The following is a 14,213-nucleotide window of genomic DNA, read 5'->3' on the forward strand; positions in this document are numbered from 1 at the left end:
TTTGTGACCTTGGTTGCGTTGCCTGAAAATGGGCTGTCTCTGTTGCCGCCGAATGGTGGTGTCACGGTTAAAGCCTGGGCGCGGATGAACGCCGTACATCGCTGCATACGCTGACGGGGTGTGGCAAACTTTATGACTACGTGGGGACGTGACTTGAACCGGACGCAAGAGTGGACGTTGGCAACGCAGGCTTTTGGAGCGCCCTGTCCTCATGTCGTGCGCAAGCGCGCCTCGGTGGAGGCCGTGGGTCGCTTTACGGCGTCAAAAGTCGTTTTGATGCCCAAGCTCGTTGCCCGTGTCGCGCCTCTGGCGCTCGTCACATATGGTGGCCTGTCTGCGAGCAATGCCTACGCGCAAAGCCTTGTTTCGCTTATCGATTCACCCATCCCGCTTAGCTACAGTCGTGGACGCAATGTGAGCGTGACGGAGCGCGATCACCCGGAGGATAAGCTCAACCCTATTCCGGTTGGGTCGTTCGATCTCATTCCCCGCCTGAGTTCGAGCATCAGTTACACCGACAATGTGTACCAGAGCCGGCAGCTGAAGATCAGCGACGGTTATGTGAGCGTCGCCCCCCGTATCACTCTGGCATCGGATTGGGACAGGCACAGCTTTACGGTGAATAGTAGCGCCGCTTTGCGGCGATACTTCAGCCAGTCCATTCGCGATCAGGATGGCTGGAGTGTGGGCGCCGCCGGGCGACTGGACGTCGGCGATTCCGTAGTCTTGAATGTTGATGCCTCGCGAGCGCGCACGTTCCAGTCCAGCTTTTCCGGATCTGCGGTCGCTGATCTTCGTTCGGCGATTCCTCTCGATCGCACGCTGGCAAACGCTCGTGCGGTCTATACCGGCGGCCGGTTTCGCCTTACTGCTGCTGGTGCGTTCACGGATCTCGCATTCAAGCCGGTAACCAATCTGGCCGGCGTGGTCCTTCCGCAGAACCAGCGGGATCGCGAGGTTGTCACTGGCGCAGGGCAGGTGGAGTACGCTCTAAGCCCGGACACTGCGCTATTCGTTTTGGGCGAATATTCCCGAACTGAGTATAAGCTCGCTCTGGGGGCCATTCCTCTCAATCGTGGGTCGCATGAGGTTCGTGCGCTGGCGGGCGTGTCTCTGGACATATCCTCCCTCATCCGCGGTAGCGTCGCGGCGGGCTACACGCGTCGCGATTACAGGTCGCCCGCGTTCCGCGATCTCTCGGGATTGTCGGTCGAAGGCCGCATCGATTATTTCCCCACGCGCCTCACGACCGTCGCGCTAACCGCGCGTCGTGTCATAGAAGATTCCACAATCGGGAATAGCGGTGGGTTCTACAACACCGGTTTCTCGATGGGCGTTGACCATGAATTGCTGCGCAACTTGCTGCTCCGGGTCGATGCCGAATATTCGTTCGAGCGCTATCTCGGCATTTCCGGCCGCGCGCATGTCTTTCAGGCGTCGGGCGGGGCTCGTTACCTTTTCTCCCGACGCATGTCTGTCGACTTCGATTTGAGACACGGAGACCGTTCAACCAATATTTCCGGGCTTGGTCCCGATTTTGGCGAAACGCGCGCCACGCTCGGCGCGTCGTTCAAATTATAAGGAGGCAGGTATGACGTCAGCACTTCCCGACTTCGCGCTCGCCCCCACCGTTCGCGAGCCCATGGTGCCCCACCGCGTGCCCAAAGTGCACATCGGCGGCTTCGAGACCGTGGCTATCACCCGGCATGCCCTCGCGGAACGTATGGTTGCGGATAGTTTACAGGCACGCGATGCTCGAGAGAGCGGTGTGTCCATTCTCCCAAAGCTGGTTTTCTCTTCGAACGGGCAAGGCATATCGCTGGCCGGACGGGATCCGGAGTTTGCCGCGATGATGAGCGCGGCGGATATTGTTCACGCGGATGGGATGTCTGTCGTCTTCGCCTCGCGTCTGCTCGGACGGCCTCTGCCAGAGCGAATTGCTACAACAGACTTTTTCCATGACGCTGCGAGGGCGGCTGGCAAGCATGGCATCCGGTTCTTCATTTTCGGAGCATCGGAGGAGCAGAATTTCGCCGCGTGCAAGTCGATCAGAGCCAATTATCCTGATGTGGAGATCGTCGGCCGTCGGAACGGCTATTTTCATCCGTCGGACGAGGCGGCCATTTGCCAGCAGATCGTGGACAGCGGGGCGGATGTTCTCTGGGTCGCCCTGGGCAAGCCGCTGCAGGAGCAGTGGTGTGTGCGCAATAAGGAGCGGCTCCGTGGCGTAGGGTGGGTCAAGACCTGCGGGGGACTTTACGAGTTCCTCGGCGGACAGAAGAAGCGCGCGCCCCGCTGGATGCAGAAGGTGGGTCTGGAGTGGGGCTGGCGGCTCCTGCAGGATCCCAGACGCCTTTTCTGGCGATACATGGTGACGACCCCGCACTCGGCTTATCTGCTGGCCAGCCGATCGAAGGGGGCGACGCCGCATGATGCCTGATCCTACGGCGGGGGAAACCAAGCCGAAGCGGATCGTCATGATGTTGCATGATCTGAGAGGCGGAGGGGCGGAGCGCGTGAATTTGCGCCTGCTGCGTTCCTTTCGAAAGATGGGTCATGAGGTAGAGTTGGTTCTCGTATCTCGAACCGGCGCATATGCCGGAGAGGTGCCCGACGGCGTTCGCATTACTGACCTCGGAAAATCGAATGTCTTCAAGGCAGTTCCTCAGATGGCTCGATATTTGCGGGCGGAACGTCCCGCTTCGGTTCTCACCGGACTGACGCACATGAACATCGCGGTGCTTATGGCAAAGCTATGGGCGCGTTCGGCTGCCCGTATTATTGTCGTCGAGCATAACCAAATCAGTATGCACGCAGCGCGAGCGCAGCGCTTGCGCGCCAAAATCACCTATCGGCTCGTTCCCTTCTTTTACCGCTTCGCTGAAAAAGTGGTCGCTGTATCGGAGGGGGTTGCCAGTGACGTCAGGAACTTCACGGGCCTTCGCGGTGAGAAGGTCGTGTGCATATATAATCCGATCTTCGACCAATCGATTTTGGAGGCTGCGAACGATCGCGTCGACGATTCTTGGCTAAACGATGCTTCTGTTCCGGTGATCGTGGCTGTTGGGCGCCTTCATCGTCAGAAGGGCTTCGATATCTTGCTGAACAGCTTCGCCGCTTTGCGAGCGAAGGTGCCCGTGCGGCTCATTATCCTTGGTGAAGGGGAAGAGCGCCCAGCGCTAGAGCAAATGATTGATGCGCTCGGCATTGCGCCGGATGTGCGTCTCGCGGGCTTTGCCGACAACCCTTACGCAATGCTCGCTCGGGCTGATCTCTTTGTTCTCAGCTCGCGTTGGGAAGGCCTTCCAACTGTCGTTGTCGAGGCTTTGGCTTGTGGTGCGAAGGTTGTTGCAACCGACTGCCCGAGCGGCCCACGGGAGATTCTTGCGGACGGAAAATATGGCCGTTTGGTTCCGGTCGAGAATGTCGAAGCGCTGACGACAGCGATGTTTGAGGCCTTAAACGCTCCGTCGGATGACTACAGCGATCGCGCCCGCGAATATGATGCCGATCTTGCAGCCCGCAATTATTCAGCGGTTTGTCTGTGACGGAAGCAAGCTACCCGGCGATATCCAAGGCAGAAAGTGGGTTTATATACCTTCTGCTGGCGACTTTGTCTGGAGCGCTCAGTCCTGTTTTATATGATCTGACGGGCGGAAACGTCTCCGGTTACGAGGACTCGAATCCCTACCGCTTTCTGCTCCTTCTTACTCTTTACTCTATAGCTCTTGCGTTGGCGCTATATCGCTACGCCGCGACAAAGGCTCTGGTGCAAACTGCAATGTTGGTCACCGCCAGCTTTTTGCTGCCTCTGGTGTCGGTGATATGGAGCGTCGATCCCGTAACAACTTTGAAGCGGGCTACGGCCTATTTTCTTACGGGGGTTTCTTGCTTCTATCTATGCTCTACGATTTCTCTCGAGAATCTATACAAGAGGTTGATTATTCTGTTTTTCTTCGCGGCGGTAATGAGCTTCATTTATGCTCTTGCTGCTCCTGCTAACGGTACGCATATGTCCGGAATATTGGCGGGCGCATGGCGCGGTGTTTATGGTCACAAAAATGATTTGGGGCCAGCATGTACGCTCGCGATAATCATTTCCAGTCTTTATGCGCCGAAAAGCGGTCTGATGTCGGCGATAAGATGGGCAACCATCGTGATGTCCCTGGTGCTCGTTTATTTGGCTCAATCCAAAACGAACTGGCTCGCCATTGGCATGTGGACATGCTTTCTTCCAATACTATTCTTCCTAAGGCAGCAGAAAATTCCCAAATCTGTAAGATATACCCTGGTTATCGTTCCCTCGATCGTGGGTATTCTACTGGTAACTCAGTTTTCTGAAGCCCTGTTGGAAGCTGTTGGTCGAGATAGTTCGATGTCAGGGCGCACCACGCTTTGGCGCGGTGTCATTACGGTGGTGAGTGAGAAGTTTCCTTTGCTAGGAGCGGGTTACGGCGCCTTTTTTACGACAAATGGGGGCGTCGACGCGATCTCGGATTATCTTCGCTTTTGGTCCATTCGGCCAAACCACGCGCATAGCGGCTATATACAGGTTTTTGCTGATCTAGGATGGCTGGGTGAGTTGGTTTTATTTTCAATAATATTCACCTCCGGAGCCCGGATTTTCTCGTTGGTGTCTCAGGCTGGGGGAAATAAGAATTGGCTCACTGCCGCCAGTCTTTTTATGGTGTTCCTTGTGAACAACTACAGCGAGAGCCTTTCATTTAAGCATAGCAATCTGGAATGGTTTATTTTCGTAGCTCTATTTATTTACTCATCTGAGTATTTCCGGAAAGGTTCGGTCTCCAAGTTTGAAAAGCCTCCGTTGCTTTTGGCTAACCCAAGGTCTTTGGCTCTTCGATGAAATCTGCTCGGTCGATCAAAGCCCTGTTCCCTTTCGTGGGGGATCAATATGGCGGAAGCAGTATCTCCTCGCTTCACCTTGCAAGCGCCCTGCAAAAGCGGGGCCATGAGCCCGTAATGGTGCTGCACGGGGAGGGGAGAATGGCGGACGCCGTGAAGGCCGCAGGGTTCGTCCCCATATTGCTTCGCCCCCTTTCCAGGCACGCAACCGAGGCAAAGGCCGACCGGTTGGGGATCAATCGGTTTCTGCCCTTCCTCGTCTGCGCGAAGCTTATCCACTCCGAAAAGGCGCATATCGTCCACGTAAATGATCTTAATACGCTGCGGATCTGGCCTGGCCCCACCCGGCTGAGTTCAGCAAAGTTCGTCGCGCACTGGCGCAGCAACTATAAGAAAAGCGTGAGCGTGGATCTGTCGCTTGCCATGGCCAGCCATGTCATCGCGATATCGGACTACAGCAGGGATCGCTTGCCCGAGCGGGTTCGGCGTAAGGCGTCCGTCGAGTATAATCCATTTGAGCAGGCTCTGATCACCAGCGAGCGAAAAGCGGCCCTTCGCCAGCGGATCGGGAGCGAACTGGGCTTACCGGCAGACGCGCTGATCGTTGGCTGCTTCGGCAGCCTAAAGCGGCGCAAAAGAACCCATGTGCTTGCCGACGTTCTCAATGCTTTGCCTAATCTAGCGGGGCGCCCGCTCTATGGGCTCGCGTGTGGACCTCCCGGAGAGCCGGCGGATACGCTGCTCGATGAGAAGATCGGCCGATTTGGCTTGGAAAAGCGGCTGATAAAGACCGGCTTTGTCTCACCCCCCACTGACTGGATGGCGGCGTGTGACGTGGTGATCGCCCCGGCTGAGCAGGAGCCGTTCGGCCGCGTTCCCTTTGAGGCGGCCCAGGCAGGGACGCCCGTTATCATGTCGAGCGACAGCGGCGCTGCGGAGCTGATCGAGCATGGGCGCACAGGTCTTTTGGTCGACCCGCTGGATGAGGATGGCTGGATTGCCGCGGTGCGGGGCGTGTTACTCGATCCGTCCGAGGCAAAAGCGCTGGTAAGCGGAGGTCGGACGACATTGCGGGAACTTTCGCCCGAACGCCACGCCGAGCGCATAGAGGAGCGCTACCGCGCGGTCCTCTCGCAGGGGGGGTGACATGGCGCCCGAGAGTCCTTCCCGCATCATCGGTATCATATCGTTCTTTAACGTGGCGGGCGCACCGCAGGCGCTGATGCGCGTCGCGCGCCAGCTGCGTGCGCGCGGACATGAGATGGAGATCTGGTTCCTGTATCGCAAGGCAGGGATCGAGCTGGATCGCGAGTATGTCCGCGTCTTCATTGATAAGGCGCGGCCGAGCGTTCTGGACTATGCGCTGTTGCCCTTTCGGCTCTTAAAGGCGCTGAGAGCGGCGAAACCCACGGCCGTGCTGAGCTTCCTTCCCTTGGGAAATGTGATGGGGCAGGCGGCGGCAACGCTGGCAGGCGTGCCCAATCGTGTCGCATCTCAGCGATCGCCAGGAACTACATATGGCCGTGTCATGCGGCTCGCGGACCGGATTGCCGGTACGCTCCCCATTTACCGGACCAATATCTGCGTGTCAGATGTCGTTCGACAATCCTTTCGGGGGTATTCGCAGAGCTATCGGCGCAAGCTGCGCGTCGTGCACAACGGCATTGAGTGGAGTGCTTCCCCGTCAAGCCGCTTGCAAGCGCGCGTTGCGCTGGGCTTGCCGGAGGACCGTTTCCTCTTCGCTGCGCTCGGTCGGGTCGATACCCAGAAGAATTACGGCCTTCTGATCGACGCCATGGCTGGTTCCGCAGACGCTATCCTCGCAATCGCGGGAGACGGTCCGCTCATGGATGAGATGCGGTCGCGCGCGAAGAATCTGGGCGTTGAAGAACGCGTGATCTTCCTTGGCGCCCTGGGCCGCGCGCAGGTGGCTGACCTGTTGTGCGCGGCAGACGCCTTTGTTCAGTCATCGCTTTTTGAAGGGCAGAGCAATTCCGTGCTGGAGGCCATGCACGCCGGCCTTCCCATGATCCTGAGCGATATACCCGAGCAACGCGAAACCATCGTGGATTCGCAGACCGGGGAGGAGGCTGGCCTTCTCGTGCCGCTTGGTGACGTGAACGGATGGCGGACGGCACTGAACAGGATCGCATCGGACGCAGGGCTGCGGGAGCGACTGGGCGAGCTGGCACATGCGCTGGTCAACCGTCAATTCACTCTGGAGCAGATGATCGACGGGTTCGAGGCGGCATTGGCCGAACGAAAGCCAAAGTCCTCTCATGCAGGATGATCCGCGCGCTATGCCCGAGCGGGAAGAGGCGTCATCGGCATCCGCACGCCACCGAGAGATGCCGATCTACTTGCGCCCCGCATGGGGTGGCGCCAACCCCTATACGGGTTTGTTTGCGGACGCGCTGGTCGCGGCCGGATGTGATGTTCAGGCCTTGCGCGGATGGCCACGTGGGCGGGGGGTAGTGGTGCTTCACTGGCCCGACGAATTTTTCGTGCATCACGGAATGAAGTCAGCCGCGAAGGCGCTTCTTTCGCTCGCCCGGCTCAGCGTCGCAAAAAAGCGGGCGGGGCTCAGGATTTTCTGGGTCGCCCATAATGTGGCGCCGCATGCCAATGGCGGGCGCAGTTTTGGCTTGGCGCGCCGTTGGTTCTTTCGACTGGTGGACGGAATCATGTTTCTCTCCCAGTCCTCCCGTGAAGAGGTGCTGGCGGCTTATCCCGCCTTGAAAGAAAAGCCCTCGGTGGTTCTCGCGCATGGCGTGTATCCGTCAGTCAGTGCGCCTCCTGCTCTCAAAAGCTCGGCGAGGGACGAGGGCGTTCATCTGGTGCTTGCTGGCTTGTTGAAGCGCTATAAAGCGCCGGATCTCGCTGCTCGTCTGGTCGCGGCGCATGAGGAAGGCGAAGTTCGACTTACCGTCGCAGGAAAATGTGATGACCTCGGCCTCGCGCAGGAGCTGACGGAGATCGCGGGTTCATCCGATCGCGTAGACCTTCGTTTTGGCTTTCTGGACGCTGCGGACATGGAGCGCCTGATTGACGAAGCGGACGCTCTTCTGTTGCCCTATCAACGCATACTGAATAGCGGCTCCGCGCTTATGGCTCTCTCGCGATACAGGCCGGTCATTGCTCCAGCGATCGGCAGCTTGCCGGAATTGCGTTCGCAAGTCGGGGAAGGCTGGCTGTGGCTTTATGACGGTGCGTTCGATGCGGACAAGCTTCGCGCGGCCATCGCCTGGCTCAGGTCCCGCTGCCCTTCAGGGCCACCGAACCTGAATGATCATGATTGGAGTCATATCGGCAAGCGAGCGGCGTCGTTTATCGCATCCTGAGGAGTGCATTCCTTTGAGGTCAATTGCTGCATTGCGGGATTGCGCAAACGACATAAAATGAATATTTTTAACTATAGTTAGCGGTGTCTGCGGGTATCAATGCTGCGATCGCGAAAGGCGCGCAGGAATGTGATCGAGCCCGAGGCGAGAATGCTTCTCTCGATTCTAACGGAGAACGTAGATGTCATCGGTTGATGTGAAGCCGGGCATGAGAATGCCTCATCTTGATGCGCTTCGGGCATTTGCATGTCTTCTCGTCGTATTCGAGCATTATTCGGGCTTGTCGGACCAGATACCCATTGGGTCTGGTATGTTAGGAGTCGGCCTATTTTATGTTTTGAGCGGATTTCTAATAACAAGCAATTTGCTACGCGACACCGAAGCTGGAATGACGCGCGGAAATCTATTGAAGAAATTCTATATAAGACGCTTTTTTCGACTGTTTCCAGCGTACTACGCGATTCTGATAGTTCTGATCGTTCTTGGAATTGGACCAATTCGGGATGCTTGGCTGTATTATTTTACATATACAGCTAATTTTCAGATGGCCGCCGGGGGCGCGCGCAACGTATTTTGGTCCCTCTGTGTCGAGGAGCAGTTTTACACCTTCTGGCCCCTGATCCTCTTGTGTGGAAACAAGAAGAGCTGGCTGTGGTTAGCCCTCAGTCTCATCGTGATTTCACTTATGTACAAGTTTGGAAGTGTGGCGATTGGCTCTCGTCCAAGGTTTCTCCTCTTGCCTCATCAGCTAAGTCTATTGGGTGCTGGGTGCGTTCTGGCAGTGATTAGCTTCAGGGGCGGACGCCCGTTTGATTTTGGTTGGTATAGTAGCCGCCTTAAATCGCTCAATTTGATCGTTGGATTGGTTGGATTTTCCGGTGCTCTGCTTCTGTGGGTTATTGTTGGGCAGAAATCTATTTACAGAGACCTGTTTAACGACTTTCTCGTCCTACCACTCATGATTTGGTTCATCATGAATGCAGCGATCGGCTTCAAATCAGAGGTGTTGAAGAGAATTTTTGGAAATTCCGCGCTCCAATATCTGGGGCAGATCAGTTACGGCATTTATATGGTGCATAACTGGATTCCCAAGATTTCTGACCGCTATCTCGGGATCGATGGAATACTCAAACTCATTTTCTGCGTCGCTGCCACGCTCTTAATTTGTTCTCTGTCGTGGAAATTTTTTGAGCGCCCACTTCTTTTGTTTGGCCATCGCCTGGCGAAGGGAGCGGATGATCGTTCGTCTCAGGAAAAGGACAGTTTTGCGGTTAAACGCCCCGCTTAGATTGCTCCCTGACGTTTATGCCGTGGCTATTTACAACGCGAGGATTCTTGCCCGCCAACTTTACGGTGGAGCGCACACAACCACTGTTCGATGCGATATTGACCGTTACCAGCGACAGCGAATGGATCATTGGGCACGTCGGCCGCCACATAGTTTGCCTTCTCGATCGCCTGCTCCATGGGCGGCGTATCGACAACGCGCTCCTGGCCCCTTTGAATAGCGTCGATGATCGTCCTGTCCACGGCGTTACGGTCTGCGGGACGTGAGCCCGCATAGCGAAATGCCGCGGCTTTCACTTCGTCAGCGGGCATTAGAGATGTCCAGCGCCCGACGAGCGGGGAACTGTTGACGATGAGCGTCGCGGGGTTCGTGGCAACGGCGTGCGCATAATCGCCCAGATTCATGATATTTCCACTGATATAGGTCGTCGTGCGAGCGCCGGACGTTCCCATCGCGGAAACGGCGATCCCGAAGATCGCCTTCTTGGTATCGCGACCGGACTCGTAAACATTGTTTACGAACGACGTGACGGTGTTGGTGTCGTTTCCCCTGTCGTAAAATTGCGCGCCGTTCTGGCCCGGATTATAAACATAGTTATTCGCAAAATAGACGGTTGCGCCCTGACTGATTGCGGGATTCCGGAAGACGTTGCTGGCCAGAAGGTTGCCGCTTATCTCCACGCCGGAAATGCCTGGGCCAACCAACAGGCCCATGGAGTGATCGCCCTTCGGGTGTCCTGCAGATCTGAGCGCTTCGGCGATGATGGAATTGCGGATGGTCACGTTCCGCGTGCTTTCATACCACAGGCTGAGGGCTTCATCGACGGACCAGCTGGCGCTCACATTCTCCAGCAGGACATTGAATGAAAATGAGTTCTCGCCGCCGGCGGGATTGCCGTCGATACTGATCCCATCGCGGTTGTCATTCTCTTTTGCGGTTTTCCCGGGGCCGGGACGCACGGAGATGTGCTCCACAATGATGTCATGGGAGTGAATTCGAAGCGTGCCTCCCATGAGCGTGATGCCGGGGGAGGGCGCGCTTTGTCCGGCGATCGTGGTGAACGGCCTCGATATCTTGAGGTCGCTTTTCAGCGGGATCGTGCCGCCGACGTCGAAAACCACAATTGTCGGAGAGGGCAGAGCAAGAGCGGCCCGCAGCGATCCGGGGCCAGAATCGTCGAGATTTGTAACGCGAGCGATTGTCGCGCCGGGGACTGCGCCACCTCGTGTGTCCGCGCCCACTACTGTCTGGGCATATGTGGCGGGAACGCAAAGCGCAACGAACCCGAGGCAGGAAAGCGCGTAGACCCGCCTCTTCAAACGGCGACTAGAGCATCTGAGGGCCATTGTTCATTCCCTACAAAATCGGGAAGTAAGATGTGCTAACGCTCGATAATCTCAGAGTTTCCATTTGGGCGCGGGCCTGGCCAGAGTGAAGCGTTCGCCCGCCGTTAACTACGCTTGGCGAACTTTGCCTTCAATCGCTTGAAGATCCGGTCAAACCGCTTGAGCCTGTTATTGGTTCGCGTGGCCTTCACCACAAAGTCGACATAAAGGCTTATGTCGTGTTTCTGCCGGGCAAGCAGATAAATCAGGTGACTCTTCCGGCTTACTGCTGACCGGAATCGAAAGATCATCTTCTGAGAGAAATCTATGTGACTTGACGAAGGCTGTACCCTTTTTAAGGGGCGCAGACGCTTTGCCCGATCGTCCAGATAAAGTCGGTAAGCAAGCCCGTCGCGGCGGTGCCGATAGCTTGCATCCTGAGATTTCACCATGTCAGCGGCGGAGAGAGGTTCCAGTGCGATCGCGCCACCCTTCGCGCCCTTCTGCAGGATTTTCTCAATGATCGGGTTGCGGACGATCACGATATTTGTCCCGTCACTATCCGCGCTGAACTTCGGAAGCCAGGCGTCGCCGAAGCTCACGTCGGCCGTTTCTCCCACGACATCATCACAATAGTCGCATGCCTTCAGGCGAAACATGCCCAGGCCCCAGTCGTGGCCCGCAAGCGTGCTCATTGGCGCAACTCTGGTCTCGCCCAATTCGTTCGTGGCCGAAAAACCGTAACCATTGGCGGGTCGCCCCGCGATCTTATGCCGGAAATTGATTGCTCGCGCTTCGCCGGGTTTGACGCCGAGTTGCCAAGCGAGGCTCTCGCCAAAGCGACTACTCTTGAGATGTCCGCAAATGATGGCGACGAAGAACTTCAGCCTCTCACCCACGATTTCGTCTTGCCGCGCTATCCTCTGCAAGGCCTTGTTGAAGCACGGCACGCCTACGAAAGCATAGCGTCCGGGATTCTCTCGCACGAACTTCACCACCTGAGAAAGTTCGATCGGATAGTAGCGGGTCTTTGCTGAAGCGGACAAATCGGCCTGCATCCGCGATATGCAGAACTCGAAACCGGGTCTGGAGCGATCGGTCAGATTCTCACGGACCTGAATGATACCATCCACAAGACCCGCCGAGAGCAGCTCGGACAAGATCCAGGACGTCAGACCGCCGGAACTCCCATTCTGTCGCCAGTTGCCGGAGGTGGCGTAGCCTGCGTGAAGGCCACGATACCAGCCGAGCTTCCTGTCTGGCTGCGCATCGGGTCCGCCAAAGCGTGACGCCAGCTCGTCCTCATGCGGGCCTTCGCCAAGAAAGGGGCAGATCCTGCGCGCAGCCTGATCGCTGATCTCCGCTCGGTCGCGGTCCGTCACTTCAGGTTGATAAAGGCCGAGGTCGTTTAATTGCATCTCACGGCCGCTTTCTGCCAACGATGCGCACCCTCCGCATCCCACACAGAAGCCGCCTTTCACGACATCGTTGATGCTCTTGAGGAGGTTCCCCGGTTCGCTTTGATGAGCGGACTGGCTGACGAGGTTATCGGCGCTCATTAGGAGATCCCCATGCGGTTCTTTAGCTGGCGCGGCAGTAATGGTTTCAACTCGGCGAAATTCTTGCGAAGCGATGAGCGTCCGAAGATGGCCATGGCTCCCAAAAACAGGACCACGCCGGCAGGAATCAGGACGATCAGTCTGGAGAGCGGCGTCCAATTCTGAAGCGCGAACTCCCGAAGCAGGATGAGAACGGCTCCCATGAACAGCGATGCAATAAAGGAAGGATAAACCTCCGATAGCAACTCTCGCGGCCGGAGATTCAACTCTTTCTTGAGGATAGCGAGGCTGATCGGAAGGCCCAGATATCCGCGCAGTGTCTGGCTGATGACGACCGCCATCAGGCCGAAAGGGGCGGCAAGGAGCCCAAGAAGGACATTACCGATTAACGCGGAGCTGAAATAGTAGACCGGCCCTTTGGTATTGCCTGTGGCTGCCAGGCTGGGCGTGAAAAAGTAGTTGATGACCTGAACCCCGATAACCAGGCTTGAGATCATCATAACGCTGCTGCTCTCGATCCATTTCTGACCGAGGACGACGTGTATGATGTCGTAACTGGTAGCCCCTATGCCGATGAAAGCGGGGCATGCGATCAAGGCCGTGGCGCCGGTGAGGCGCTTGTAGATGCCCGGGATGTCCTTTTGATCTTTGACCCGCGAAAAGGCTGTGAGGGCGACCCGCTGGACGGGCGTGATCGTCAACTGGGTTATGAGCAGCAGAATGCGGTTCCCGGCGCGGAAAAGGGCCAGCGCTGTCGGGCCGATGGCGAAGCCGATTACGAGCCCCGCCGCTTGTCCGTTGAACGTAGAAAGAAGCTGCGCGCTCACCATGCCCGAAGCGAATTTCGCGACGCGTCGCGCGATGGTGCGATCGAATATCAGCCGAGGTAGCCATTTTGCGCTCGTCCACAGAAACAACAATCCCGCTCCGGTCGCAAATATCCGCTGAACCACCAGAGCCCATGAGCCCCAGCCCGCATAGGCTGCGGCGACGCCAGCTATTCCCCCAAGGATTGACGTAAAGGCGACGCGCTTCGTCATCTGTTTATATCGAAAATCCCGGCGCAGTATCGCGGTCGGTATGCTGGAAAGGCTTTCCAGCAAGAGGCTGATCGCAAGCACCATGAGGATCGGGCCGGCAGCTTCGTGGCCTGCGGCGAAGGTTAAGGGCAGACCAAACAACAGCAGAAGCGAAGCTCCCGCTATCCCCACTGCGCTACTCAACCAGAAAGCAGTAGAAACGAACGTTTCGCTCCACTCCTTCTCGTTGACGACAGCGTCGGAAATGCCCCCGGTGAGAACGGGCCGGGCCAAATCGATGAACAAGGTTGCAAAAGCAACGAGGCCGAACTCGGCCGGTGAAAGGATCCGGCTGAGCGCGACGAAGACAAGAAAGGCGGACACTTGATTGAAAACAGTGCCCAAGACCATCCAGGAGGCGCTGTGCGCAAATTGTCTTTTCAAGTTCATGACGCGCTGCAGCAAGCCTGCTCTAGTCGGTGGATCCGACGGCGTAACGCGCTGAGCAGGCTATGGCGAAACATAGGCAAATTCTTGGCTCTACGCTGGAAATCCACACCCGTAGGCGCCGTTGCTATTCCGGATTTCATGATCGAGAACTCCGCTTAGCGACTCCGGAACTCGTATCCGCGTTCATGGCGATCTGCAATATCGCTCCTGCAATATCGCACATGCAAAAAATGAACGCTTATGGTGCTCGACGCTAGGAAGCGAACACTATGATGTCCGCATAGGTGATCCGCCCGCTAAACGCGGCGAGTTGTCCCATATGATGAGGGCCCACGCAATGCGTGAGCCCTCAAGATGCCAGTCGCCTC

11 protein-coding genes are annotated in these 14,213 nt (G+C 57.0%); 8 read left to right on the forward strand and 3 right to left on the reverse strand.

The features are described 5' to 3' along the window. Positions 1 to 276 precede the first annotated feature (276 nt). From ACNAOH_RS00260 to ACNAOH_RS00295, 8 genes are all read left to right on the forward strand, one after another. Positions 277 to 1,581, forward strand: a complete 1,305-nt coding sequence (locus tag ACNAOH_RS00260) for an outer membrane beta-barrel protein (protein WP_443970801.1) — start codon at positions 277 to 279, stop codon at positions 1,579 to 1,581. 10 nt (positions 1,582 to 1,591) lie between these two features. Further along, complete coding sequence (locus tag ACNAOH_RS00265; RefSeq protein ID WP_443970802.1) at positions 1,592 to 2,440, forward strand: WecB/TagA/CpsF family glycosyltransferase; 849 nt, start codon at positions 1,592 to 1,594, stop codon at positions 2,438 to 2,440. After that, the gene (locus ACNAOH_RS00270; RefSeq protein ID WP_443970803.1) at positions 2,430 to 3,548 is read left to right on the forward strand and encodes a glycosyltransferase; all 1,119 of its coding nucleotides are present in this window, start codon (positions 2,430 to 2,432) and stop codon (positions 3,546 to 3,548) included. Before ACNAOH_RS00265 ends, ACNAOH_RS00270 begins: the two co-directional genes overlap by 11 nt. Continuing rightward, the gene (locus ACNAOH_RS00275; RefSeq protein WP_443970804.1) at positions 3,545 to 4,864 is read left to right on the forward strand and encodes an O-antigen ligase family protein; all 1,320 of its coding nucleotides are present in this window, start codon (positions 3,545 to 3,547) and stop codon (positions 4,862 to 4,864) included. Before ACNAOH_RS00270 ends, ACNAOH_RS00275 begins: the two co-directional genes overlap by 4 nt. After that, positions 4,861 to 6,009, forward strand: coding sequence for a glycosyltransferase family 4 protein (locus ACNAOH_RS00280; RefSeq protein ID WP_443970805.1), 1,149 nt, complete (start codon positions 4,861 to 4,863; stop codon positions 6,007 to 6,009). Before ACNAOH_RS00275 ends, ACNAOH_RS00280 begins: the two co-directional genes overlap by 4 nt. Before the next feature lies 1 nt (position 6,010). Further along, complete coding sequence (locus ACNAOH_RS00285) at positions 6,011 to 7,153, forward strand: glycosyltransferase family 4 protein (protein ID WP_443970806.1); 1,143 nt, start codon at positions 6,011 to 6,013, stop codon at positions 7,151 to 7,153. Next, the gene (locus tag ACNAOH_RS00290; RefSeq protein ID WP_443970807.1) at positions 7,143 to 8,204 is read left to right on the forward strand and encodes a glycosyltransferase family 4 protein; all 1,062 of its coding nucleotides are present in this window, start codon (positions 7,143 to 7,145) and stop codon (positions 8,202 to 8,204) included. Before ACNAOH_RS00285 ends, ACNAOH_RS00290 begins: the two co-directional genes overlap by 11 nt. A gap of 181 nt (positions 8,205 to 8,385) precedes the next feature. Continuing rightward, the gene (locus ACNAOH_RS00295; protein WP_443970808.1) at positions 8,386 to 9,492 is read left to right on the forward strand and encodes an acyltransferase family protein; all 1,107 of its coding nucleotides are present in this window, start codon (positions 8,386 to 8,388) and stop codon (positions 9,490 to 9,492) included. A 26-nt stretch (positions 9,493 to 9,518) separates the two neighbouring features. Here the strand turns inward: ACNAOH_RS00295 and ACNAOH_RS00300 are convergent, their stop codons facing one another. The 3 genes from ACNAOH_RS00300 to ACNAOH_RS00310 all read right to left on the reverse strand — a co-directional run bounded on the left by ACNAOH_RS00300 (position 9,519) and on the right by ACNAOH_RS00310 (position 13,860). Then, on the reverse strand, positions 9,519 to 10,838 hold the full coding sequence (locus ACNAOH_RS00300; RefSeq protein ID WP_443970809.1) for a hypothetical protein: 1,320 nt from the start codon (positions 10,836 to 10,838) through the stop codon (positions 9,519 to 9,521). A 104-nt stretch (positions 10,839 to 10,942) separates the two neighbouring features. After that, positions 10,943 to 12,376: a Coenzyme F420 hydrogenase/dehydrogenase, beta subunit C-terminal domain gene (locus tag ACNAOH_RS00305; RefSeq protein ID WP_443972155.1), complete on the reverse strand. Its 1,434-nt coding sequence runs from the start codon at positions 12,374 to 12,376 to the stop codon at positions 10,943 to 10,945. Beyond that, entirely contained in the window at positions 12,376 to 13,860 is a 1,485-nt protein-coding gene (locus tag ACNAOH_RS00310) for a lipopolysaccharide biosynthesis protein (protein ID WP_443970810.1), read from the reverse strand. Before ACNAOH_RS00310 ends, ACNAOH_RS00305 begins: the two co-directional genes overlap by 1 nt. Positions 13,861 to 14,213 lie beyond the last annotated feature (353 nt).

The sequence above is a fragment of the Sphingobium sp. CR28 genome (genome assembly GCF_052327305.1).
In the GTDB taxonomy this organism is placed as follows: Bacteria; Pseudomonadota; Alphaproteobacteria; order Sphingomonadales; family Sphingomonadaceae; genus Sphingobium.

Excerpts from the sequence above, each read along its gene's own strand:
- ACNAOH_RS00280 (WP_443970805.1), top strand. The coding sequence starts at position 4,861 with ATGAAATCTGCTCGGTCGATCAAAGCCCTGTTCCCTTTCGTGGGGGAT.
- ACNAOH_RS00290 (WP_443970807.1), top strand. The coding sequence starts at position 7,143 with ATGCAGGATGATCCGCGCGCTATGCCCGAGCGGGAAGAGGCGTCATCG.
- ACNAOH_RS00300 (WP_443970809.1), bottom strand. The coding sequence starts at position 10,838 with ATGGCCCTCAGATGCTCTAGTCGCCGTTTGAAGAGGCGGGTCTACGCG.
- ACNAOH_RS00295 (WP_443970808.1), top strand. The coding sequence starts at position 8,386 with ATGTCATCGGTTGATGTGAAGCCGGGCATGAGAATGCCTCATCTTGAT.
- ACNAOH_RS00270 (WP_443970803.1), top strand. The coding sequence starts at position 2,430 with ATGATGCCTGATCCTACGGCGGGGGAAACCAAGCCGAAGCGGATCGTC.
- ACNAOH_RS00265 (WP_443970802.1), top strand. The coding sequence starts at position 1,592 with ATGACGTCAGCACTTCCCGACTTCGCGCTCGCCCCCACCGTTCGCGAG.
- ACNAOH_RS00260 (WP_443970801.1), top strand. The coding sequence starts at position 277 with ATGCCCAAGCTCGTTGCCCGTGTCGCGCCTCTGGCGCTCGTCACATAT.
- ACNAOH_RS00285 (WP_443970806.1), top strand. The coding sequence starts at position 6,011 with ATGGCGCCCGAGAGTCCTTCCCGCATCATCGGTATCATATCGTTCTTT.
- ACNAOH_RS00305 (WP_443972155.1), bottom strand. The coding sequence starts at position 12,376 with ATGAGCGCCGATAACCTCGTCAGCCAGTCCGCTCATCAAAGCGAACCG.